This is a genomic window from Planktothrix paucivesiculata PCC 9631 (assembly GCF_900009265.2).
GTDB classification, from domain to species: Bacteria; Cyanobacteriota; Cyanobacteriia; order Cyanobacteriales; family Microcoleaceae; genus Planktothrix; species Planktothrix paucivesiculata.
On sequence record NZ_LR735015.1, the window covers coordinates 218,542 to 244,297 of the forward strand.

At 41.1% G+C, this 25,756-nt stretch carries 10 protein-coding genes and 4 pseudogenes; 5 read left to right on the plus strand and 9 right to left on the minus strand.

Features of this window, described 5'->3' with window-relative positions; translation table 11 throughout:
• Positions 1-416: 416 nt before the first annotated feature.
• From PL9631_RS12715 to PL9631_RS12730, 4 genes are all read right to left on the minus strand, one after another.
• The gene (locus tag PL9631_RS12715) at positions 417-818 is read right to left on the minus strand and encodes a response regulator (RefSeq protein WP_231516717.1); all 402 of its coding nucleotides are present in this window, start codon (positions 816-818) and stop codon (positions 417-419) included.
• A gap of 250 nt (positions 819-1,068) precedes the next feature.
• On the minus strand, positions 1,069-1,443 hold the full coding sequence (locus PL9631_RS12720) for a response regulator (protein WP_083620801.1): 375 nt from the start codon (positions 1,441-1,443) through the stop codon (positions 1,069-1,071).
• 56 nt (positions 1,444-1,499) lie between these two features.
• Positions 1,500-5,105 (minus strand): PAS domain S-box protein, encoded by a 3,606-nt coding sequence (locus PL9631_RS12725; protein ID WP_083620803.1) that lies wholly within the window; start codon positions 5,103-5,105, stop codon positions 1,500-1,502.
• Between the two features lie 162 nt (positions 5,106-5,267).
• Complete coding sequence (locus tag PL9631_RS12730) at positions 5,268-9,275, minus strand: PAS domain S-box protein (RefSeq protein WP_083620805.1); 4,008 nt, start codon at positions 9,273-9,275, stop codon at positions 5,268-5,270.
• Positions 9,276-9,441: 166 nt separating this feature from the next.
• On the opposite strand from PL9631_RS12730, the gene bioD reads away from it, so the two are divergent.
• Together bioD and PL9631_RS12740 are read left to right on the plus strand one after the other, a co-directional pair.
• A complete protein-coding gene (gene bioD, locus PL9631_RS12735; RefSeq protein WP_083620806.1) occupies positions 9,442-10,125 on the plus strand; it encodes a dethiobiotin synthase in 684 nt (227 codons plus the stop codon).
• A 219-nt stretch (positions 10,126-10,344) separates the two neighbouring features.
• Positions 10,345-11,565 (plus strand): M20 family metallopeptidase, encoded by a 1,221-nt coding sequence (locus tag PL9631_RS12740; RefSeq protein ID WP_083620808.1) that lies wholly within the window; start codon positions 10,345-10,347, stop codon positions 11,563-11,565.
• Between the two features lie 98 nt (positions 11,566-11,663).
• Here PL9631_RS12740 and PL9631_RS12745 read toward each other — a convergent pair whose 3' ends face one another.
• On the minus strand, positions 11,664-12,179 hold the full coding sequence (locus PL9631_RS12745) for a hypothetical protein (RefSeq protein WP_083620810.1): 516 nt from the start codon (positions 12,177-12,179) through the stop codon (positions 11,664-11,666).
• Between the two features lie 57 nt (positions 12,180-12,236).
• Positions 12,237-12,863, minus strand: coding sequence for an orotate phosphoribosyltransferase (gene pyrE / locus PL9631_RS12750; protein WP_083620814.1), 627 nt, complete (start codon positions 12,861-12,863; stop codon positions 12,237-12,239).
• A 153-nt stretch (positions 12,864-13,016) separates the two neighbouring features.
• On the opposite strand from pyrE, the gene PL9631_RS12755 reads away from it, so the two are divergent.
• Positions 13,017-21,989, plus strand: a complete 8,973-nt coding sequence (locus PL9631_RS12755; protein WP_083620816.1) for a CHAT domain-containing protein — start codon at positions 13,017-13,019, stop codon at positions 21,987-21,989.
• Positions 21,990-22,221: 232 nt separating this feature from the next.
• Here the strand turns inward: PL9631_RS12755 and PL9631_RS12760 are convergent.
• Positions 22,222-23,272 (minus strand): annotated as a pseudogene (locus tag PL9631_RS12760) (transposase).
• Between the two features lie 73 nt (positions 23,273-23,345).
• Positions 23,346-24,264 (minus strand): annotated as a pseudogene (locus PL9631_RS12765) (transposase); the annotation flags it as partial.
• A 78-nt stretch (positions 24,265-24,342) separates the two neighbouring features.
• On the opposite strand from PL9631_RS12765, the pseudogene PL9631_RS12770 reads away from it, so the two are divergent.
• A pseudogene (locus PL9631_RS12770) lies at positions 24,343-24,989 on the plus strand (transposase); the annotation flags it as partial.
• Here PL9631_RS12770 and PL9631_RS12775 read toward each other — a convergent pair.
• Positions 24,968-25,237: pseudogene (locus PL9631_RS12775) on the minus strand (transposase); the annotation flags it as partial. The pseudogenes PL9631_RS12770 and PL9631_RS12775 sit on opposite strands and share 22 nt — an antisense overlap.
• A 174-nt stretch (positions 25,238-25,411) precedes the next feature.
• Between PL9631_RS12775 and PL9631_RS12780 the strand changes: the two are divergent.
• Positions 25,412-25,756: helix-turn-helix domain-containing protein (locus PL9631_RS12780; RefSeq protein WP_197046359.1), on the plus strand; the 345-nt coding region annotated here is incomplete at its 3' end.

The following is a 25,756-nucleotide window of genomic DNA, read 5'->3' on the forward strand; positions in this document are numbered from 1 at the left end:
GACTTACGCAGTTAAGCTATATGTAGCGTACTAATGTGTTAGCGATGCCGACAGGCTGGGGTACTGCCATCGCGCTCGTAACTCAAACGAGATCGCTTTAACAGGACAACCTCTTAAAGTCCCCCAATTTTGGGGGATTTAGGGGGCAAATATTGCTGCTTGAGAAATCGTCTCTAAAACTGCTGATCAATCCTTCATAACCTGATCATTCTAAACACTATACATTTCAAGCCATCTAGCCCCCTAGCCCCCAACATTGGGGGGAAAATAAATAATTAGGACTTTTTAGGGCGATTGCTATAATCATTGGTATGTGATCGCCTACTTTTGACACGCTATATACAGCCTGCTTGCGTAAGTCCTGTTCGACTTCGCTCAGTAACAGGGTAATTCGTAATTCGTAATTCGTAATTACTTTAAGTTTCCAGGTTCCAGCCGAGAGCGTTGGCGATTTGGGGAACTAGAGTCATAGAATTAAAAGGTTTAGCGATCGCACCCTTGACTCCTAACGCCTGAAACCGTTGTGGTTCAGTCAAACTCTGTCTGGCGGTTAAAAATACCACCGGGATAGACTGAGTGACGGAATTAGTTTGTAGCTTTTGCAATAGAACCAAACCATCCATTTCTGGCATCATTACATCTAATAGGATGGCGTCAGGTTGCTCAGAAACTGCTTTAGATAAACCTTCTTGACCTGAAGCTGCCAATAACACATTCCAACCGCCGAGTGATTCCAGACAGGCTTTCACCACTTGCCGGATGTGAAATTCATCATCAATAAATAAAATTCGTTTAGTATTAATATCTATCATATTCATATTTGCTATAGCCCATCAGCCGAGATCCATCAGGCTCAACTCATTTCAGCCTAGTGAAATCATTACAGCATAAATATAAAACAACAAATTGAGGAAATTCGGGGGTTAAGAGATCCAGCGATTGAAATCGTGGCTACACAAACGAAGTCCGCCTGCGAGGACTATTAACCTCGGTTTAAAACCCGCGCAGGGGGGTTTTGTTGATTTAACCTCGGTTTCAACCGATGGATCACCGAAAGAGATTATATTCCTACCACCCCAGGGTGGAGGCTACTTGCTCCGCCAATGTCAAAGGGTCAAAGGGTTTAGAAATCACACCAGCAACACCGATTTTCGCAAATTGGTCTAAATCAGTGGACTGTACCTTAGCAGTGAACAAAATCACAGGAATTGCTTGAGTCACTAAATCTTTTTGCAAAACACCAAACAGCGTGATTCCGTCCATGTCGGGCATCATTACATCTAGTAAAATGGCATCTAGCTGTTGAGTTTGGGCGATCGCAAGTCCTTCTTTAGCCGATATAGCAGTTAATGTTTCCCAACCGCCTAAGTGTTGCAGACAAGCTTGAATCACGGTACAGAGATTGATTTCGTCATCAATTACCAGAATGCGTTTTTCTGGCATCATAAGTAGTTTTAATGATCAGGTATATAACTAAAATAGCATTTATAGCAGCACGGCTAATCGAGGAGTTTTGGCAAGGTGAAATAGAAGCTACTGCCCTCTCCGACAATGCTTTCCACCCACAGTTTGCCACCGTGCTGTTGGACGATGCTTTTAGAAATAGCTAAACCCAAACCCGTCCCACCTTTTTGGCGGGAATCGGAAGCATCGACCTGTTGAAATCTTCCAAAGATAGTTTCTAACTGATCGGCTGGAATACCCCGTCCTTGGTCTTTGACTTGAAATAAAATCTGGTCAGCTTGGTCTTGGATACTCAGGGTAACCGTAGTCTCCGGGGGCGAAAATTTAATCGCATTACTAACTAGATTAACTAAAGTTTGAATAATCCGATCGCGATCTACGAAAACTTGAACAGAATTTTGTTCAACCGATAGCTGTATCTGACTTTCTGCGGCTAAGGATTGCACGGTTTCAACAGATTGTTGTAAGAGTGTGACCCCATCGTACCATTGCTTGACTAAATTGACCTTCTGTGCATCTAGGCGCTCTAAATCCAGAATGTCATTGACTAAACGCACTAAGCGTTCGGTATCGTGAATGGCAATGTCTAACATTTGTTGGGCTGTTTCCGGCTTGTTTTTGAAGACCCCCGCAGCCAGTAACCCCAGAGAGCCGCGAATTGAAGATAGGGGCGTTCGCAATTCGTGACTGACAATCGAGATAAACTCACTTTTCATGGTTTCAATAGCCCGACTGTCAGTAACGTCCTCTACTGTTCCGACATAACCGATTAATTCATCTGTAATTGAGAAAATCGGTGCTGACCGCACTTGACCAAAACGAATAGTTCCATCTTCACGGACATAACGAATTTCACGCGAAAATTCCTGCCCTTGGGACACCGCTTCTGACCATTGGGCTGTGACCGGCTCTAGGTCTTCGGGATGAATAAACTGTGACCAACCTTCTCCCAAAGCCTGATCAAACGTGCAGCCACAAATTTCCTGATAGTGTGGATTCGTATAAATACAATACCCCTGAATATCGGTCATAAAAATGCCTATGGGTGAACACTCGCTCAGAGAACGGAATTTAGCTTCGCTGCGGCGGAGGGCTTCTTCTGTTCGTTGGCGAACATCTTCGAGGTGCTTGGCTATGGTGATATCTTGGTGAATCGCCACCAGAACATCGCCGTAGTCGGGATGGTCGAATACAGAAGCCGTCGCACTACACCAAAAGGGAGTCCCATCTTTCTTGACATTATGAACTTCATAGGTATATTCACCGCCTTGTAAAACAGCAGACCGAATGGCTTGATTGACGTCTTCGGCCGTTACCCCAGCGCTGGCATAATTCACAATGGAAACGTGCTGCCCGTCGAGTTCACCGGAGTCATAACCAAACATCTGCTCAAATTTAGAATTGGCATAGACAATGACTCCATTACTCGCTCTAACTAAGCAAATTCCTTCCGCCATGTTTTGGGTGATGACGGCCTGAAGCTCCAGTATTTGTTCTGCCTGTTTGAGTGGGGTCAGGTCACGCAAGCTAACAATTACACCGGAAATGTTTTCGCTGACATCGCGGTTAGGTGCATAAGTAACGCTCAAAAATTGCCGGACTAAATTGGGATAATCAAACCACCTTTCATACTGAATTGTCTCGCCAGCCAAACAGCGATCTAACCGAGGCTGAATGAAGTTATCGAACAATTGATCACCCAGGATATTTCTAACGGAATTTCCGATAACTTCGGGGGCGGATTTGTTGCACCAAGACAGATAACTTTGATTAGCAATTTGATAAATATAGTGACGATTCATCAGGGCAATACCATCTTTTGTATTGGATATAATTCGCTTATATTTTTGGAGAGCTTCTTCAACAAGTTTGCGATCGCTAATATCAAACATCGTGGAGCGACTCATGATATAGTTTCCCGATTCATCTTTAATCGCGGTCGAATTTAAGCTCATCCATCGAGTTGTACCATCTTTGTTGACGATCTCAAATTCCAGATTATTAATCCAACCCTGGGCTTTAAACTGGGGAAAGTTATCCCGAAAAACCTGTTGACTTTCAGGAGTCAAGAAATCTAAAAAGGGCTTGTAAAAAATTTCCTCGGGGCTATATCCTAACCAATTGAGTTCCGTGTCATTAATTCGGATGACATTCCCAAAACCATCTAGGGAGTGATAACCACAGGGAGCTTTATTGTAGAGGTCTTCAATTTCATCGGCCGATGACCGCAGGTGCTCGTTCATCTTAGCCAGTTCTGCGGTTCGGTCTGCCACCCGTTGCTCAAGGGAGGCATTCAGTTCCTGTAAAGCTATCTCAACCTGTTTGCGCTGGCTCACATCGACAGCAAAAATGATAATCCCACCAATTTCATCTTTAGTGGTATACCAGGGGTGAATTTCCCACCACATCCATTGCTGCGTCCCATCTGAGCGCACAAACAAATCTTCATGACATTTCTCTACCGCCCCCGCTAAACAGCGTTGATGAATTTGTCGCCATCGTTCGGGAATTTCAGGAAAGATCTCGTAGTGGGAGCGATTAATCAAAGATTCAATTGATTCCAGGCTATATTCATCTACCCAGTGCTGACTTGCCATCAGATAGCGCATATCCCGGTCAAACATCGCAATACCAGTAGGGGCATACTGAACAAATAACCGTAGGATAGCTTCCCTTTGTTGTAAGGCGACTTGGGCTTGCTTGCGCTCTGCCAGTTCACTCTGTGCTGCTTCTAACAGGGCAGCTTGCTGAAGGGCGACGCTGACTTGGATAGCTAATTGCTGCAAAAATTGGATTTCTGAATCTTGCCACTGGCGCGGTGCTTCACAATGATGGGCCGCGAGTAACCCCCACAATTGATCGCCTTTCATGATCGGAACCACTAAATTTGCCCTGACTTGTAATTGGGCGAGGAATTCAATATGACAGGGACTAATACCGGAATTATAGATATCCGATTTGGCTGTAACTAAACCTTGGATAAAGGGTTTAACGTATTCTTCACCAATACAAGGGTCGTAAATCTGAAGGGGTAAAATCGGCATCCATTCCTGGGCCACCGACTCAACGACAATGGTTCCTCCCCAAGCCGGGGTAAACTTAAATATAATCACGCGATCGGTTTTCAGATAGTCCCGCACCTCATCCACAGTCGTTTGCAGAATATCTGGTAAATTTAGTGATTGTCGAATGCGCTGGCTTATTTCCATCACCAAGCGTTGTTGCTCAAATTTCTGTTGCAGCAATTCTTGTGTTTGTTGGCGTTGCTCAAGATTTTCCTGAGCTAATTTTTGGCTCAATTGCTGAATCTTTTGTTTGCTATCTCGAAAATTGCTGGTCAGTAGGTTAATTAAACAGGAAACCAGAAAGAAAAGGCTAAGTTGAAATACATCCTCTGGTCGCTCGAACCCAAATTGGTATCGGGGAGGAATAAACCAGTAATTGATGGCCGCGGTGGAAAGAACAACGACAACGATTCCCGGCCGCGCGCCGCCATACCAGGCAGTCAAAATGATCGCGATATAGAAAAACGCGCCAATGGTGCGGAGCATAACGGGTTCTAACCAGAGTGTTAGCAATACGGCGATCGCTGTCAAGCCGAGTGCAACTAAATAAGGTAAAAATCGCCGATAAAATTTCATATAGCAGGGAACAGGGAACAGGGAACAGGGAACACTTCGACAAGCTCAGTGCAAAGCAGGGAATAGGGAACACCGGAGGAAAAGACTTCACCGTCTAGCTTTGCTGCATCACTCTTTGTCCTAATAGGTCTGGCGACTGCTATAAGGCCATCTAGTAACCGACTAATCGAGAAGTTTTGGCAAGGTGAAATAGAAACTACTGCCCTCTCCCACAATGCTTTCTGCCCAGAGTTTGCCACCGTGCTGTTGGACGATGCTTTTAGAGATAGCTAAACCCAAACCCGTCCCACCTTTTTGGCGGGAATCGGAAGCATCGACCTGTTGAAATCGTCCAAAGATAGTTTCTAACTGATCGGCTGGAATACCCCGTCCTTGGTCTTTGACTTGAAATAAAATCTGGTCAGCTTGGTCTTGGATACTCAGAGTAACCGTAGTCCCTGGGGGCGAAAATTTAATTGCATTACTGACTAGATTAACTAGAGTTTGAATAATCCGATCCCGATCTACGAAAACTTGAACAGAAGTTGGTTCCACCGATAGCCAGATCTGACTTTCTTCGGCCAAAGATTGCATGGTTTCAACAGACTGTTCCATTAGTGTCACCAGATCCCACCATTGCTTGACTAAATTAACTTTCTGTGCATCTAGGCGTTCTAAATCCAGAATGTCATTGACTAAGCGTACTAAGCGTTCGGTATCGTGAACAGCAATGTCTAACATCCTTTGGGCAGATTCCGGCTTGTTTTTCAAGACCCCCGCGGCCAGTAACCCCAGGGAACCGCGAATTGAGGTCAGTGGCGTTCGCAGTTCGTGACTGACAATGGAGATAAACTCACTTTTCATAGTTTCAATAGCTCGACGTTCGGTGATATCCTCCACTGTTCCCACATAACCGATTAATTGGCTGCTAGTCCCAGACAGGGGGGATATTCGCATCTGAGCAAAACGAATGGTTCCCTCTGGATGGACATAGCGAACCTCCGCCGAGAATTCCTGTTGGGAGGATAGGGTTTGTGACCATTGCTCGATTAACCCCTCTCGATCTTCGCGGTGAACGAACTGTAACCAACCCTCTCCCAAGGCCTGGGCAAAGGTATAGCCACAGATAGCCTGACATCGGGGATTGGTATAAGTACAGCCCCCCTGGGCATCCATGCGGAAGATCCCGACGGGGGAGTTCTCACTTAAAGAGCGAAATTCGGCTTCACTTTGTTGTAATGCGATCGCGACTTGCTGACGTTCCTTGAGTTCGTCCTCAAGTTGTTGGTGGAGTTCTGATTGCTGAATGGCGATCGCCATCTGATTTGCTAGTTGCTGAATCAATTCGATTTCCCAAGGTTGCCACTCTCTGGGCTTTGAACATTGATGGGTAATCAACAATCCCCAAAGGGTATTTTGTTCGATAATCGGGACGACCAGTTCGGCTCTAACTTGAATTTCTGATAGAAATTCCACCATACAGGGAACTAAGTTTGGGTCGCTGAGGCGGTCAGTTAGGGTGTAGACCTTTCCCTGAACATAGATCTGACGGCAGTGTTCGGGGAATGCTTCTTCCGATAGGGTAATGTTGGCAATCTCTGGCCATTCCGGTGCAATGGCTTCGGCGATCACCGTTCCGGTATGGTCGGGCCAAATTCGATAAACCACCACTCGGTCAGCTACGAGCAACTGTTGGACTTGATTAACGCTGGTGTTCAGGATTTCTGTCAGGTTTAGGGAGATACGGATTTGTTGGGCAACTTCTACCATTAACCGTTCTCGTTCCATTTGCTGTTGTAAGACAGCTTGGGAGCTTAGGAGTGCCTGAGTTCGTTGTTGCACTCGAGTTTCTAATTCCTGATTCAGTTGCCTTAAAGCGGCTTCAGCTTGTTTGCGTTCTGTAATATCTCGCTGCACTGCTACCCAATTGGTATACGAGCCTTTTTCATCGGCAACGGGTACAATACTGAGTTCTACCCAGAAAGGGGAGCCATCTTTACGATAATTGATCAGGTCAACCTGGACGGGTTGCCAGTTTTGCAGGGCTGTTTGAATTCGAGCTAAAACTGTCTGGTCTGTTTTTTCCCCTTGTAAAATTCGTGGGGTTTTACCTAAAACTTCTTCTGGGGTGTAGCTCGTCATGCGGGTAAAGGCAGGATTGACGTAAATAATCCGAGGGCCGGGTTCGCTAATCAGATCGGCTTCGGTAATCACGACGGAATCATTAGTGGAGATGACAACGGATTCTAACAGGCGGAGTTGGGCTTCTCTGGCTTTGCGATCGCTAATTTCCACCACAGTCCCCAGCATCCGCAGGGCCTGACCATCAGGATCATATAAAAATTTGCCCTTTGCCTCAATCCAATGGATACTACCATCAGCCCAAACCACTCGGAATTCATGCTGATAATCCTGCCTTTCCAGGCGTGCTTGCTCTACGGCTAAGACAATTCCTGCTCGGTCTTCTGGATAAACACAAGATTCAAAGGCTTGAAAAGTGCCATCAAAGGTTCCCGATTTCAACCCAAATAACTGTTCATGACCGCTTGACCAAATAATCTGATTCGTCAGCAAATCCCAATCCCAAATTCCCATTTTGACTGCTGATAAAGCTAAGGTTAATTGTTGATTGATTTTGGAGATTTGAGCGGCTTTGCGTAACACAATCCCGACAATCGCACTTCTCAGTTCTAAAGCTATATCAATTTCACATTGCTGCCAAGGTAAGGACTTAAATCTAACTGTTTCTTGCCACAAATCAAAGGATTTACGCGGGGTTAGACGCTGATTTCCATTCTGTTCAATTTCAACGGGCTTATTCGGATCACCTGCCCAATTTACCGTTTGAATAACTTCAGGACGAAACCATAAAACATAATGTTTTTGTATATTATCTATAGGTAGCACCATCACCCCACTGCCAACTTGTTTAAATTTCTCGGCGGCTGGATACAATTTAGGTAAAGAATCTGTACAAAAAATATCTTGATTAATTGTTTTTGTTAACCAATTTATTAATTCTTGAATATCTGCTAATTTAGGTGTTTGACCAATGAGGGTTAAATTTTCATCAGTAAAAATGGCTGCCCCTTGAGCACTTACTAAGTCTAATAAATTAGTTTTCTCCTTGAGTAAACCGTCTACAAAATCATCTTCCTTGGAAAAAATTTCGACAAATTGAGACTGAATTGAGTTTAATTTTATCCGGTAATCCAAGGTTTCATTGTCTTCTTTAGAAGTCAGTTCTAAAGCCATGACTTTCCCTAAAAGTTCGCAAGCAGTACGGATTTGATAGGGAATATATTTCGGTGACTGATGATGACAAGCAATTAATCCCCAGAGTTGTTGATTCCGAATTAACGAAATTGTCATCGTAGCTCCAACGCCCATATCCATAGTTTTGAGATACTCAATATGTATGGGAGAAACACTTCTTAAAACACTAAAACTGAGATCAATGGGCTGGTTTGTAACTGGATTATTAACGGGAATTAGTTCTACAGGTTGGTAATTTATATCAGGAATTAACCTAAGTAAATTCAGCTTATATAATTGCCTGGCTTGCTGGGGAATGTCTGAAGCTGGATAGTGTAAACCCTGATAAGGAATCAATTCTTCTAATTTATTTTCAGCAATGATCGTCCCCGCGTCTTCAGGATCAAATTGATAGATCATCACTCGGTCAAATCCTGTCAGTTTCCGCACTTGTTCGGCAATCACCTGACAGAGTTCCTGCAAAGTGAAGGTTTTTTGAATTTTGGCAATCGGTGTTTGAACTAAATGATATAGACTCAAAAAATCACTAAATTCTTTTGAGGTGACAGGTTCTAATTCCAGAATTAGCAATCCATCAGAACGATGAAGAATAGCATCAAAGAGCAGTTTTCTTTTGGGAGTATTAATAGATAATTTGAGCGGATTAATTGTTCCGAGTCCTTCAGCTAATTTTTGCTGAATTTGCTCAATTAGTCGGGATTTGAGAATTTTCTTTAGTTTCTTTCCTAAGATTTCTTGAGGGTGAATACCGAGAATCTGAAAAGTATTATTGCTAACTTGTAAGATTTCTAGCTGCGGTTCTTGTAAAACAAAAAGTATTCCGTGACTCTGAATCAATCCGGGGATGTGAATTGGTTCTCGATCACAGTTAGTTAGATCTACTGTTTGTGGGAATGGAGGATTTGTTTTATTCATGTTCTGATTCTGGCTTAGGAAATTAGCGATCGCAACTTGCTGAATTTCTACCTACACTAGCGGTAGATTTTTATAGAATAAATTTTATTGTTCTAATATAACAGGTTTTATGGCAAAATTATAAGTGTGTAATATTTTATTTGTTGAGTGGTTACTGGAGAGAATTATGAACAAGACTTTATTGATTGCTGGAACTGATACTAATGTTGGCAAAACCGTATTAACAACGGCGTTAATTTCCTATTGGCAAACCTATTATTCATCTCGAACTTTAGGGGTATTTAAACCGATTCAAACGGGCCAGGGCGATCGGGAGTTATATACTCAACTTTTTACTTTAAATCAGTCGATTGCAGAAATTAATCCCTTACATTTTGCCGCCCCTCTTGCTCCTCCAATTGCCGCCGAACTGGAGAGAAAAATAGTCGATTTAAAGTTAGTTTGGTCACAGTTATGTCAGTTACAAAAAAGTCGGGATTTTGTATTAATAGAAGGGTTAGGAGGTTTGGGTTCTCCGGTGACTGATGAATTGATTGTTGCTGATTTAGCACGGGATTGGCATTTACCTACTATTTTAGTGGTTCCGGTTCGTTTAGGTGCGATCGCCCAAGCGGTTGCTAATGTGGCTTTAGCTCGACAAACCGGGGTATTGTTAAAAGGATTAGTCTTAAATTGTGTCGAACCCTGTTCAGAACAGGATATTGAAAATTGGACTCCTACCCATTTAATAGAATCTTTAACCCAAATCCCAATTTTAGGAATTTTACCCTATCTTGATACACCAACGGATCGAGAAAAACTGACTCAAATCGCTTCAGATTTAGATTTAGAAACTATTTTTAATGAATGATTAGGGAATAGGCAATAGGCAATAGGCAATAGGAAATACTTCGACTTCGCTCAGTAACAAGGGAATAGGCAATAGGGAATAGGATTGCTATAATTTATTTTGATCATAAATAACTTTAAAAAAAGCCTGCCTAATTCCTGAGCAAGTAGGAATCCTTTGTCGAGAACTGTTATAATCAGTTTTAATCCTTAATAAATTTTTCAGATTTTCTGCATACCGATGGTTTCTACAATTCCCTGCTTAAATTCCGTTAATCTCTCCCAACTGCGACTAGATATCCGTAACTTACAACCGCAGTTAATCGAATGGCGTCGCCATTTACATCAGTATCCTGAATTGGGATTTAAGGAAACCTTAACGGCGGAATTTGTAGCGGAAAAACTGAAAAAATGGGGAATTGAGCATGAAACCGGAATTGCTAAAACCGGAATTGTGGCTATTATTGATAGTGGAAAACCCGGGCCAGTTTTAGCGATTCGCGCCGATTTAGATGCCTTACCAATTCAAGAGGAAAATGATGTTTCTTATAAATCCCAACATCAGGGAATAATGCACGCCTGCGGCCATGATGGTCATACGGCGATTGCATTAGGAACAGCCTATTATTTAGCCCATCATCGCCATAGTTTTCAAGGGTTAGTTAAAATTATCTTTCAACCCGCCGAAGAAGGGCCGGGAGGGGCGAAACCGATGATTGAAGCGGGAGTTTTAAAGAACCCGAATGTGGATGCTTTAATTGGGTTACACCTATGGAATAATTTACCCTTGGGAACTGTGGGAGTCCGTAGCGGGGCGTTAATGGCGGCGGTAGAAAAATTTCAATGTACAATTTACGGGAAAGGGGGACATGGGGCGATTCCCCATCAAACTATTGATTCAATTGTTGTTGCTTCCCATATTGTTTTAGCTTTACAAACAATTGTTTCTCGGAATGTTAATCCCTTAGATGCAGCCGTTGTTAGTGTGGGTTGCCTTCAGGCCGGAAAAACTGATAATGTGATTGCGGATAGTGCGAAAATGTTGGGGACAGTGCGCTATTTTAATCCTATATATAAAGGATTTTTTGGCAGTCGGATTGAACAAATTATTGCGGGAGTTTGTCAAAGTCAGGGGGCGAGTTATGAACTTAATTATGCCTCTTTATATCCGACCGTGTTTAATGATAAACGGATAACGGAGTTGGTACAAAGTGTGGCGGAAACTTTAGTGGAAACTCCGGCCGGAGTTGTACCAGAATGCCAAACCATGGCGGCGGAAGATATTGCCTATTTTCTCCAAGAAGTTCCGGGTTGTTATTTCTTTTTGGGTTCGGCAAATGCGGATAAAAATTTGGCTTTTCCCCATCATCATCCCCGGTTTGATTTTGATGAAACTGTCTTAGCTATGGGTGTAGAAATGTTTGTGCGTTGTGTGGAAAAATTCTGTATTTCAAAACTCTGATAACTGATGACTGATGACTGATAACTGGTACAGACGCGCTATTGCACGTCTCTGGTACAGACGCGCCATGGCACGTCTCTACGGATGACTGATTATTTTTATTTGCAAAACTCAAATTTAGCAATATCTTTGGGTAAGGATGGAGCATAGGGAACTTGAACTCCTTTCGGCGCTAAAATACCAATTCCATAAACACATCCGTCCTTTGTGGTACAACTCGTCATATTCAGATTGAGTTCATAAATATTAGCAGCCGGGGGTTTGAATGGCATCACGGATAATGTATCTTTTTCCGATTGTAAAACCTTCCCATCCAGGGTTTTAATACTTAAATTCACATCGGTACAATTTTCGTCACAATAGCCCACAAATAAATATTCTATCGCCGGGTCAAGTCTAATAGTTAAAGGAGCATTCGCCTTCGCTGGCCCCTTACGGACAATCGGCCAAAATGCCAACTCAAAACCGTCTCTCCCCGCATCTTTAACGACTTCTTGGAGTTTACAAACCACCGTTTTTTCCTCTGCGGTGAGTTCCCTAGCAACCGCAGTCCCCAGGAACACGGTACCCAACAGAAGCGCAAATCCAGGCCCGATTAAATGTTTGCTGTTCATCGATAATTTTTGGGAAGGGATGGTACGTCGCAAAATTGAAAATATTCACAGACGATATCACATTTTGGCAGAATTGCTACTAGCATTATGGGCTTTTAAGTCATCTATCGTAAATAGACTCTGAAATTCTAAGCCTTCCTGCTGATAGAGTTCGCCGCCGCCCTGTTGTCGGTCAACTAAAGCAATAATATGATGGGCTTGATATCCCGCATCCTGTAGGCGTTTGACCGCTTTCATCGCCGACTGTCCCGTCGTCACCACATCTTCTAAAACCACCACCTGGGAGCCCGGGGGTAAACTTGGCCCCTCAATATAGACCTGGGTTCCATGTCCTTTGGCTTCCTTACGAACAATTAAGGCAAAAACCGGCCGATTTTCATAGGCAGAAACCACACTCACCGCCGAGACCATCGGGTCAGCCCCCAGGGTTAATCCGGCCACCGCTTGGGTATCTTCGGGTAACATTGCTAATAATAAACGGCCAATGGCTAAGGCGCCGTGGGGGTGCAAAGTGACTTGTTTACCATTAATATAGTAGGAACTCTGTTGACCGGAAGAAAGTACAAAATCCCCTTCTTTATAGGCAAGTTGACAAAATAAATCCAGTAGCCAATGCCGCAAAGTTGTTAAATCCGTTGTGGCGACGCACTGATTCAGAATTACCGGATGTTGATGTTGATCCATTGATGATTAGAAGGGTTTGAGTGCATTTTCTGAGTTTACTATAAAACTTGATAAATTTTATAAAGATTTATGATTTATTATCAAGATTAAGAGTTGCGGTTTAGCACAAATCAGCCTAGGATAGAGACAAGTTTCTCTGGATAGGGTGAAAATATGAATCGGAAACAAACGCGCCTCCCCAAGTTGCAAGATTTTCCACAAATTCCGGTTCTATCCACTCCCGGGGTTGTGGTTCCATCGGTACTGTTGATTTGTCTATTTCCCACCTCAATCACTGCACAAACCATTATTCCGGCACAGGATGGCACTGGAACCCAAGTCACGCCGCAGGGAAATCAGTTTAATATTAATGGCGGCAGTTTATCAGGAAATGGAGCAAATTTATTCCATAGTTTTGAAAAGTTAGGACTTTCTCAAGGTCAGATTCTGAACTTTATTTCTAATCCCAATATTCAGAATATCTTAGGACGAGTTACCGGAGGAGAAGCCTCTTTTATTAATGGGTTAATTCAAGTTACGGGCGGAAATTCTAACCTATTTTTAATCAATCCGGCGGGAATTGTTTTTGGGGAAAGTGCCAGTTTAAATATTCCGGCTTCTTTTACCGCGACTACTGCAAATAGTCTGGGATTTGGCAATCAAAATTGGTTCCAAGCTATCGGGGAAAATCAATGGCAAACCTTAGTGGGAACTCCTCGGGATTTTGTGTTTAATGCCGAAAATCCTGGGAGTTTAGTTAATTTAGGAAATCTCACGGTTTCCCCTGGGCAGAATATAACCTTATTAGCAGGAACGGTTTTAAATACTGGAACAATTTCTGCCCCTGCCGGAAATATTACCATTGCGTCGGTAACGGGGGAAAATTTAGTTAGACTTTCCCAAGAAGGACACCTATTAAATTTAGAATTAACCTCAGATATTCCTCAAAATAATTCCACCTTTACCGCCCTATCCTTACCAGAATTACTCACCGGAGGCAATTCAATCAGTGCGAGTCAAGTTAAGGTGAATGAACAGGGACAGGTTGTTTTAACTGCTTCGGGAATTACAGTTCCCACCACACCGGGAACTACAATTTTATCAGGAACAATTGATGTAAGTTCCCCGACCCAACTTGGGGGAAACTTAGCCCTAACTGGAGAAAAGATTGGCTTAATTAATAGTACCTTAAATGCCTCGGGATTAACCGGAGGAGGAACGGTTTTAATCGGGGGGAACTATAAAGGATTAGGGGATTTTCCCAACGCTCAAAAAACCTTTATTAGTTCCGATTCTTTTATTAATGCTAATGCTTTAGAGACGGGAAATGGCGGACAAGTTATTGTTTGGTCTGAAGATTTAACTCAAGTTTATGGTTTGATTGAAGTGCGGGGGGGGATACAAAGTGGAAACGGGGGATTTGTGGAAACCAGTAGTCGCGGTATTTTAGATATTAACACCGCCCCCGATATTTCAGCGCCCGCCGGGTTAGGAGGAACGTGGTTACTTGACCCGAATAATATTGATATTGTTGATGATACGCAGGGAAATACAAATATTAATGAAAATCCTTTACCCACGGGTGAATTATTATTTAACACCAGCGATGATAATGCTAGATTAAGTGTTTTTGTCTTAAAGTCGGCGCTGAGTGAAGGCAATGTTGTTGTAGAAACCGGAGATGTGGGAACTAATTCCCAAGATGGGAATATTACCTTTCAAACTTCCTTAGATTTTAATGAAATTAGGGGAGAAAGAAGTTTAACCTTAAATGCGGCAGGTAATATTATTCTGGATGGACAAACAATTAGCGATAGTATCCCGAATGATAGTGATAAATTAAACCTCAATTTTAAGGCGGATTTTGACAATAATAATAGTGGGTCGGTTTTTATTCGTAATGCAAATATTGATACAAACCGAGGATCTTTTACCGCAACGGGTCGAGGAAATCAGCTTTTTCGTTCTGGGATTTGGATTGATAATAGTCAAATTAATACTTTAGGCGGAAACATCACCCTAGATGGAATTGGTGTTGATAATCAACCTTTTAATCATGGGATTTTGCTGACTAATAGTAGCTTAAATTCGGCGAATGGTAATATTAATTTAACCGGAACCAGTGGAACAGAAACCGATACAAATGTAGGGGTTTGGTTAGACCAATCTACGATTAATTCAGGCACAGGAACCATTGATATTATTGGTAATAGCCAAGGACTTGAAACCAATAATATTGGAATTCTAATTAATAATAATTCTACCTTACAAAGCACAACAGGGAATATTAACTTAACCGGAAATAGCGAAAATGGATTAAATAGTTTTGGGGTGAATTTGAACCAAGGCAATATTTTAACCGTTGATGGCGCCATTCAAATCGCCGGAACTCCCGCCGGAACAGATGGTAGTGTGGGGGTTTATATTAGTGAAAGTAATATTACTTCTACGGGGACAGGAATTATTGATATAAATGGAAATAATAACGCCACGGGAAATAATAATGATGGTCTTTCTATCTTGAATGGTGCGCTTATTTCTACCACCGGAACAGGAAATATTACTTTATCGGGGGTGAGTGGTGAGGGTAATATTAGCGAGGGAATTTATATTGCCAATGGACAGGTACAAACCACCAATGGCAATATTTTAATTAATGGTTTGGGACGGGGTTTAACTTCAAGTCCAGGGATTTTTATTGGGGATGGAGGCGAAATTGTTTCTACCGGAACTGGTAATATTAGTTTAGATGGACTCAGTAGTGCTACGGGGAATAGTGGTCATGGAATTGCCCTTTTTGGCGGCGCAAATATTAGTGCGACAGCAACGGGAAATATTACTTTAGTCGGTAGTAGTAGCCAGACTCCCGATAGTCATGGGATTTTGATTTTAGATAACCCTAGAATTGAGGTTTTTAATGGAAATATTAATTTAACTGGGGTGAGTTCATCTTCTTTGGGTGGACAGGGTATTTTATTAGGAAATAGTATAATTGAATCGTCAGGAACAGGCGGCATTAATTTAACTGGAACTGGCAATGGTAGCGGGGGCGATAATAATGGGATTCTTTTAATTAATAACACAGAAATCAATAGTTTAGCGAGTGGGGATATTAATATTCAAGGTCGCAGTGGGACAGTTGCCCAGAGTCGGGCGGTGGGAATATTTGGAGAGAGTCAAATTCAAAGTAATACGGGGTCAATTTTAATCGATGGTGTGAATAATGGCGAAAATACAAATAGTGTAATTATTGGAGAAAATACCCCCATTACTACCACAGGTTCAGGCAGTATCACCATATCAGGAAATCGAGATTTATTAATTAATTCCCTGACAAATGCTGGGGGTGAAATTAATCTCCAAAGTAGTGAAGGAAATATTAATAGTAGTTTTGGAACCCTTGATAGTAGTTCTATTGAGGGAAGTGGGGGAAATATTGCGATTGATGCGGCGGGTAATATTAGAGTTGCGGGAATTAATGCCCGTGGAAACACTCAAGGCGGAAGTGTTAGTTTAACTTCTGCTAATAATATAGTTACGGTAACTGATAATATTAATACTTCCGCAACCACAGGTCAGGGAAATACAATTACGGTTTCTGCCCCCCTACAAATTGCCCAACCAACTATTACTTTTAATACTACTGGAATTACAGGCAGTGGGGATATTATTTTTAATAATACAATTAATGGTATTACCCCCGGAAGTAATACGTTAATTCTGCAAGCAGGCAATATCAATTTTAATGATAGTGTAGGTAATCTTATTCGCCTAAATGGTTTAACCCTAACGGGAAATAATATTAATAGTATAGCACCGATGAATCTGGCAAACTCTGGATTAACAATTAATGCCAGTGGGGAGGTAACTCTAGCAAATATTTTAACCACCGACAACGGCATTATTAATATTTTGGCGACAGGAAATATTACCACTCAGGATATGAATACCGCCGGGGGAAATATCACCCTGGAAAGTAGTAATAATATTGATACTACTGCCGGAATATTAAATAGTCTTTCTACCGCCACAACCGGGGGCGAAGTTAATCTAACTGCTACTAATACCATCAATACCGGAACCATAATTACCGGGGGTGAAACTATTAATTTAACGAGTAGCAATGGGGAAATTAATACCCAAGCTGGCATTTTAGATAGTAGTTCTTCTGATAATGATGGAGGCAACCAAACCCTCAACGCTTCGGGAACGATTACTTTAGGAGGAATTAACACCAGTACCACCTCTAATTCTAGCAATAGTCAGGCAGGAACCCTAGATATTTCTTCAGGAAATAATACGATTAATTTAACTGGAGATATTAATACCTCAGCCACCCAAGGTCAGGGCAATGATGTTAATTTGAATGCCAATGTTATTCTACCTGAATCCCAGGTTACAATCACAACCAGGGGAAATAATAGCGGTGGGAATGTTACCTTTAATGGAACAATTAATGGGGGTATTGAAAGTAATGCGGGGAGTAATAGTTTAACCATAGAAACTGGAACGGGAGATGCAACTTTTAATCAAACCATCGGGGATAATGTTCCTCTACAAACCTTAACCATTAATAGTGGAAATGTGGTTAGTCAGTCTGCGGTAACGGTGGAAAATGGGGGAATTAATATTAATGCAACTCAAGATATTAATTTTTCTGATACCATAACTGCTAATAATAGTCCTATTGATTTTAATGCTAATGGAGATATTACAACATCGGATATTATTAGTAATGGGTCAAGAATTTCTCTAGTGAGTAATACCGGAAATATTAATACCGAATCGAGTATTCTTAATAGTAGTTCGACCACTGAAGACGGGGGAGAAATTAACCTGAATGCAGCCCAAAATTTAACCCTGGGCGCAGTGAATACCCGTACAGAATCTAATTTAGGAACCAGTCAAGCGGGAACTCTAACCCTGGCCGGAAATACGATTAATTTAACCGATAATATTGATACTTCTGCTACTATTGGTTCAGGGAATAATATTACCTTTAATTCTCCGGTTATTTTAGATACCAATACTGTTACCTTAACGACATCGGGAACCGCCGGAAGTGGAGATATTACCTTTAATAATACCGTTGATAGTAATAGTTCAGGGAGTGCTAATTTAACCCTGCAAACTGGGACAGGAACGGTTAATATCAATCAAGCCATTGGAGACACAAATCCCCTAAATACTTTAAATATAACCAGTGGAGAGGTTAATAGTAATGGGGGAATTAATGTTACAGGAGAAGGAGTTAATATCAATAGCAGTGGAACAGTTAATTTAACCCAACCTATTACGGCTACAAATACCGCCACAATTAATATTAATGCTGAAAATAATATTACCACCGCCAACCTAAGCACCCAAGGTCAACCGATTATATTAAATAGCAATACGGGAAATATTGATAGTAGTGGCGGAATTATTAATAGTAGTTCCTCTAATAGCAATGGCGGTGATATTACGATGACAACTCCTGCTACTATTACCCTAGGGGAAATCAATACCAGCACCCAAACTAACCAAGCGGGAACTCTAACGGTGACGGGAGAAAAGATTACCTTAAACGGAACTATTAATACCTCGGGAAATACCGGGACGGGTAGCAATTTAACGTTTAATAACCCCGTTGAATTAAATCAACCTGTCACCCTAAATACTTCGGGAACCTTGGGAAGCGGAAATATTACGTTTAATAATACTATTAATAGTATTCCCGTCAATAATAATGGTTTAACTATACAAGCGGGAAATGGCAATATTCAATTTAATAATTCGGTCAACCTGGGGGGGTTAGAAATTAATGCCCAAACCGTTAATAGTAATTCTCCGATTACCCTGGATACGGGAAATTTGCGGATTAATTCTAGTGATACTGTCACCCTTCCCCAAGATGTTATCACCACTAATGGAAGTAACGTTGAAATTAATGCCACGAATAATATTGTCACCGGAAATATCACCACCAATGGTCAACCGATAACCCTCAATAGTTCTACCGGAAATGTTACAATAAATCCCGGTATTCTCAATACCAGTTCCTCTGAGAATGGGGGAAATATTACTATTAGTACCCCCCAAACCCTCAATTTAGGAGAAGTTAATACCAGTGCAATTGCTGGTACAGCAGGAACCCTAAATTTAAACACGGGAAATAATCCAATTATTTTAAATAGCGATATTAATACTTCTAGTAATAATGGAACTGGAAGTCAACAACAATATAATAGTCCTGTACAACTAGCATCTCCTGATATTACCCTAACTTCATCAGGAACTAATAATAGTGGGAATATTATTTTTAATAATTCTATCAATGGGAATAGTAACTTAACCCTGAATGCGGGGAGTGGGAATATTACTTTTTCCACTGTGGGTGATAGTAACCCCCTATCTAGTTTGCAAGTCAATACTACCGGACTCACGACCCTACAAGGCAATTTAACTACAAATAATAACCTTGATTTTAGTAATGCTTTAGGAGGAACTCAACTCGAAAATTCAATTACGATTAATACTGCCGGAAATAATGGTAATATCCTGTTTAATAATAGTCCGATAACAGGTTCCACAACCCTCACCCTCAACGCCGGAAGCGGAACAATTTCCCTAAATACCGTTGGCAATAATAATAACCCCATAGGCGGATTAATTTTCCAACAGGCAAACGCCCTTAACCTGTTTGGCGATATCTATACCAGCACCGGACTTAACTTTTTATCCGTAAATACCGTTAATATTTCTGGAAATTTAGTTACATTAGACACCAGTATCGGTAACGGAGCGATTGATTTTATCGGTTCAATTCTTGGAGGACAGGGACAATTAACAATTAACGCAGGCAATAGTAATGTTAATTTAGATACCTTTACGACCGAATCTCCCCTGAATGGTTTAGGAATTACGGCTGGAACAGTTCAAGCTAACGCCCCCATTACCCTAGGGTCAGGAGGACTGAATATTAATGCCAGTAATATTGTTAATTTTAATGCTAATACCCTCAGTATTGGTACGGTTGCAGTTACGGCAACTAATGATATTACTATCCGTGATATTACGACATCCGCAGGTATTACCCTCAACAGCAGCAACGGAAATATTACGGTTAACTCCCTCAATAGTTCATCCCCTAACGCTAACGGTGGGGAGATTTCCCTAAGTAGCCCCAGGGGAAATATTACTACCAATACCTTAAATAGTTCATCCCCCAGTGGTCGGGGTGGAACTATCTCCTTAGAAGCCATAACCGGAAATGTTACAACCGGGAATATACTGACATCCGGTTTAACGGGTGGGAACCTTACGGTCAATGCCCAAACCAGCATTACCACCGGACAAATTGATACCCAAGGCCAAACCCAAGGCGGTGACGTTTTCCTCGACCCGATTAATGATGTTCAGGTAGAATTTATTAACGCCGAATCTGCCAACGGTCGTGGGGGCAACGTTTTTGTCGAATCCACCCAAGGCTACTTCCGTGCTACTAATTCCTTCCCCACCGGATTTTCCCCCACGGGAACGGCCAGTATCTCCACAGCAGGACGTCTGGGTGGGGGTTCAATTACCCTGCGTCACGCCGGAGGGCCACTGAATCCCCCCGTTACTGCCTTTGAAATCGGAGGTAATTTAACGGTGAATGGAACTGCCGCAGCCATTACCACCGGGGATTTTAGCATTCTTCCCCCCCAAGGTTTTGAAGGTTCATTTACATCAGGAAATATTGCCATAGAAACCGATGACGGGCCTAATATTATTCCCCCTATTCCTGGTGGAAATCAACCCTTGATTGAGACAGAAGTGATCTTGCAAAAAAATCTATTAATTCCTCCTAATAACCAAGAACAAGAACCGAAACAAACTTCTCCTGAAGTGATCATTAATTATAATAATAGTTTTCTGTCCCAGGAGCTTTTGTCAACAGTAGATATGGCTTTTAGCTCTGATAATTTAGATTCTACCTTTTTAGCATTAGAACAGTTAAAAACCCAAGAATTTCAACAACATTTAGGAGTTCAAGGAACCCCATTAAGCCGTTCAGAAGTTCAACAGCTTTTAAAAGAACTGGAGATGAAAACCCGACAGGTTTATGCCATTGTTTATGTTGTGTCTAGGGAGGATCAATTAGAATTAATTGTGGTTCCTTCCTCCGGTCAACCCCTACGACATAGTATTGCAGAAGCCACACAGGAAAAATTATTCCCCGTCGTCCGAGAATTACAAAGCGAAATTACTAACCCCAGAAAACGTGATAGTGTTAGTTATCAAGCTCCGGCTGCACAACTCCATCAATGGATAATTCAACCGATAGAAGATGATTTGAAACGCTTGGGAGTTTCGACTATTTTATTCTCCCTTGACCCGGGTTTACGGAGTTTACCCCTGGCGGTTTTATGGGATGGTCAACAATTTTTAGTCGAAAAATATGGGATTAGTTTAATTCCGAGTACCAGCTTAATTGACTTTCGGTATCAACCCATTGGTCAAGCCGAAGTCTTAGCCATGGGCGCTAGTCAATTTCAACAACAAAACCCTTTACCTGCGGTTCCAATTGAGTTAGAAAATATTATTGAAATTTGGCCGGGTGAAAAATTCTTAAACGAGCGTTTCACCCTGGATAATCTGAAATCCCAACGGCGGAGATTTGATTTTAAAGTGATTCATTTAGCTACCCACGCTGATTTTAAAACCGGATCTCCGAGTAATTCCTATATCCAATTATGGAATGAAAAGTTACCCTTAACGGAACTTCCTAACTTGGGTTGGGATAATCCCACGGTAGAATTATTAACTTTAAGTGCTTGTCGAACAGCATTAGGAGATCGACGTTCAGAATTAGGATTTGCGGGGTTAGCGGTGCAAGCGGGAGTTAAATCGGCTTTAGCAAGTTTATGGTATGTTAGTGATCAGGGAACTTTAGGATTAATGAGTGAGTTTTATGAATATTTGAAGCAAGCACCGATTAAAGCCATCGGTTTACAAGAGGCACAAATTGCCATGATTCAAGGAAAAACTCGCATCGAAAATCAGCAATTAATCACCACTTTTGGTGCTATTCCTCTCCCGCCAGATCTCACAGAATCCAATATTACCACCCTATCCCATCCCTATTATTGGTCAGGATTTACGATGATTGGAAGCCCTTGGTAATCAGTTGTCAGTTATCAGTTATAGGGGCGGTTTTATTCAGATTGAGGTGATTAACAAAAATCTAAAATAACCCGCCCATATTAACATTAACCCTCAATTTTCAAAGTTAAAACAACAGTAATGGGGTCAGTTTGATCTGGTTTCCAGGTTAGGAGCGATCGCCGAATTAGGGCTTGCTGAAAAAGTAACAGAAAAGGAAACGAATGATTAACTAGCTAATGAAGTCAGAAGGTCAGATAAGTTTTTTTCGAGGTAATGAGTTAAGAGATAACTTGTCATAATCAATGACTTGAAAAAAGTAATGGAATAAAAAAATTGACCCCAAAATCTGTCTAAGAATCACAGAGAGATTCATGACTAAAAAAGTAATAGCAATTGCCGTTTCGGAAGTATGAGCTAGTTTATTCATAATCCGATTCAGGCTAAATCTTCTTTTTCCTTGGCCAAATTTGCCTTCAATAGAATTCCGAATCTTTTCATCTTCTGACGCCTGCTTCTTAGTAGCTTTACTAATATTTACTGGAGGTCTACCTAACGGGGGGCCACTCATTCTAATCCCCTTTTCTTTACACCAAGCTCGGTTGTCTCTAGTTCGGTAAATTTTATCTACATGGACTGACTCAGGATAATGTCCCGTATATTCTTTAAAAGCCTCTATTTGTGCTTTTAAATCACATGATTCGTTAAAATTATCCCAACTAATCCGGTCAAGAAATACATATTCATCCAGACAACTAGCAGACAATTTGGCTCCAAATTCTACTGACGTTCCGGCTTTTCCTCGGACAATTGGACGAATATGGGGTTGGCTTAAACTTACGATTCTGTCGGAAATACTTTGTTTGTTATGATCATACATCCATTGCTGTTGACGATAAACTTCTGATACCACTAATAAACTCTTATATTGTCTGTCATTCAATTCATCCAGCCTCCCTCTATTGGCGATTATTTGGTCTATATGTCCTAAGTTTCGTTTAATATATTGCATCGGACAACCCAATAAAATACTGCAAGTAGGGATTTTCTTTGATTTGTTCTACTGTCTCTCTATCACTTATCCCTAATTTTTCTTTAATGATTAAGGCTCCCAATGCCATTCTAAATGTTTTGGCTGGTGCTCCCATAACAGATGAGAATAATTCTGCGTATTCCGCTTCAAATTCTGCCCACGGTATCCATTGGGCCATGATTACCCACCGATTCTCTTCTGAGAGTTTTCCCTCAAATGGCAGTTTGAACTCTTCGGGTGGTGTCCTTGGTTGCTCGTCTTTACGGTACATTTTCACCGACTCATGCAAGGTTTTTGCGTTATTTTACACCCATCCCTTGCACCTGATTCATTTTTTCTTGTCTTCACCTCCCCTCTGTTCTGGCTTTTCGCCTTTTTTCAGCAAGCCCTAAGTAGTTAACAGATAACTTGTCATAATCTATTCCCTGAAAAAAGTAATTGAATAAAAAAATTGACCCCAAAATCTGTCTAAGAATCACAGAGAGATTCATGACTAAAAAAGTAATAGCAATTGCCGTTTCGGAAGTATGAGCTAGTTTATTCATAATCCGATTCAGGCTAAATCTTCTTTTTCCTTGGCCAAATTTGCCTTCAATAGAATTCCGAATCTTTTCATCTTCTGACGCCTGCTTCTTAGTAGCTTTACTAATATTTACTGGAGGTCTACCTAACGGGGGGCCACTCATTCTAATCCCCTTTTCTTTACACCAAGCTCGGTTGTCTCTAGTTCGGTAAATTTTATCTACATGGACTGACTCAGGATAATGTCCCGTATATTCTTTAAAAGCCTCTATTTGTGCTTTTAAATCACATGATTCGTTAAAATTATCCCAACTAATCCGGTCAAGAAATACATATTCATCCAGACAACTAGCAGACAATTTGGCTCCAAATTCTACTGACGTTCCGGCTTTTCCTCGGACAATTGGACGAATATGGGGTTGGCTTAAACTTACGATTCTGTCGGAAATACTTTGTTTGTTATGATCATACATCCATTGCTGTTGACGATAAACTTCTGATACCACTAATAAACTCTTATATTGTCTGTCATTCAATTCATCCAGCCTCCCTCTATTGGCGATTATTTGGTCTATATGTCCTAAGTTTCGTTTAATATATTGCATCGGACAACCCAATAAAATACTGCAAGTAGGGATTTTCTTTGATTTGTTCTACTGTCTCTCTATCACTTATCCCTAATTTTTCTTTAATGATTAAGGCTCCCAATGCCATTCTAAATGTTTTGGCTGGTGCTCNCCTCTTAACCCTCTTTTGTCAGTCTCCGAGTATAATGAATAGAAGAATCAAAAGATCAAACTCTACAAAGTAGGTGTGGCAATGGATGTAGAAATACAAATCCTGAAGCATTTGGCAAGAGAGGCTCAGCCAACAGTTGCCATCATAGATGAATATTGTGCCGAGTATAAAGACTTATTTCAAGAAGTCAGAAACTATGAATGCTTCAAATATTTACACTTAGGAATAATTTCACCGATCAAAAGAAAATCCTTACCGGAAATTGCTAAAGTGGTCAGGGTGAAATCTGCCCAGTCATTACATCATTTTCTAGCTAATTCCGAATGGTCAGTGAATAAATTAAGAAGCCTAAGATTAAATAAAATCAAAAAAGTATTAGGTGGAAAAGCAATTACCGTAGTAGTAGATGAAACAGGAGATCGGAAAAAAGGGAAGAAGACAGATTATGTAGCTAGACAATATTTAGGAAGTATAGGAAAAGTAGATCGGGGCATATTACTAATTTTAAGGATATTGAAAGATGGTGGGAAATAATTTTTTGTGTTTACACAATGATTAGTCTAAATTCCCCAGCTTTTTTATCCTTAAATCAATCTTGTCAACGGCAAACTGATGTACAGGAAAGCAATTCTGTTAAGTTTTCCAATCATCAACAATGGAATCAGAAAAGTGGATGGAAGAATGCTCTAAATAATCTGCNCATCCGATTGAGGCTAAATCTTCTTTTTCCTTGACCAAATTTGCCCTCAATAGAATTCCGAATTTTTTCATCTTCTAACGCCTGCTTCTTAGTAGCTTAACTAATATTTACTGGGGGTCTAGCTAACGGGGGGCCACTGATTCTAATCCCCTTTTCTTTACACCAAGCTCGGTTGTCTCTAGTTCGGTAAATTTTATCTACATGGACTGACTCGGGATAATGCCCGGTATATTCTTTAAAAGCCTCTATTTGTGCTTTTAAATCACAGGATCTGTCATTCAATCCATCCAGCTTCCCTCTATTAGAACTCTTGCAAAATAATTTTATGGTATTATGGTGAGTTTTGCTCAATTTCATAAAATCCCAGAGACTAACCATTCTTCACAAACTTTTGCTAAAAACTCCATAAAATGGTAAAAATTGAAAGTGAATTAAGACAATAACTCGGCGATGAACACTCAATTTTATCTAAATTTGAAACCTCCTGAATTTAAACGGAGATTTGGTGTCAAGATTCAAACCTTTCAAGCAATGGTTAATGCCATAGAGCAGTTCAGGTTAGAACATCCTAAAGATAGGAGAGGACGTCACACCCGCCTGACTCTCCAAGAGCAAGTTTTAGTAGCCTTGGAGTATTGGCGAGAATACAGAACATATTTTCATATTGGGACAAATTGGGGAGTATCAGAATCAACTATTTGCCGAATTGTTGCTAATATTGAATCAACTTTAATGAAAACAGGAAAGTTTCGGATTCCGGGAAAGAAAGCATTAATTCAAGATTCTGGCTACCCC

Coding starts and splice junctions, on each gene's coding strand:
- PL9631_RS12715 (WP_231516717.1), bottom strand. CDS start 818: ATGAATATGATAGATATTAATACTAAACGAATTTTATTTATTGATGAT.
- PL9631_RS12720 (WP_083620801.1), bottom strand. CDS start 1,443: ATGCCAGAAAAACGCATTCTGGTAATTGATGACGAAATCAATCTCTGT.
- PL9631_RS12725 (WP_083620803.1), bottom strand. CDS start 5,105: ATGAAATTTTATCGGCGATTTTTACCTTATTTAGTTGCACTCGGCTTG.
- PL9631_RS12730 (WP_083620805.1), bottom strand. CDS start 9,275: ATGAATAAAACAAATCCTCCATTCCCACAAACAGTAGATCTAACTAAC.
- bioD (WP_083620806.1), top strand. CDS start 9,442: ATGAACAAGACTTTATTGATTGCTGGAACTGATACTAATGTTGGCAAA.
- PL9631_RS12740 (WP_083620808.1), top strand. CDS start 10,345: ATGGTTTCTACAATTCCCTGCTTAAATTCCGTTAATCTCTCCCAACTG.
- PL9631_RS12745 (WP_083620810.1), bottom strand. CDS start 12,179: ATGAACAGCAAACATTTAATCGGGCCTGGATTTGCGCTTCTGTTGGGT.
- pyrE (WP_083620814.1), bottom strand. CDS start 12,863: ATGGATCAACATCAACATCCGGTAATTCTGAATCAGTGCGTCGCCACA.
- PL9631_RS12755 (WP_083620816.1), top strand. CDS start 13,017: ATGAATCGGAAACAAACGCGCCTCCCCAAGTTGCAAGATTTTCCACAA.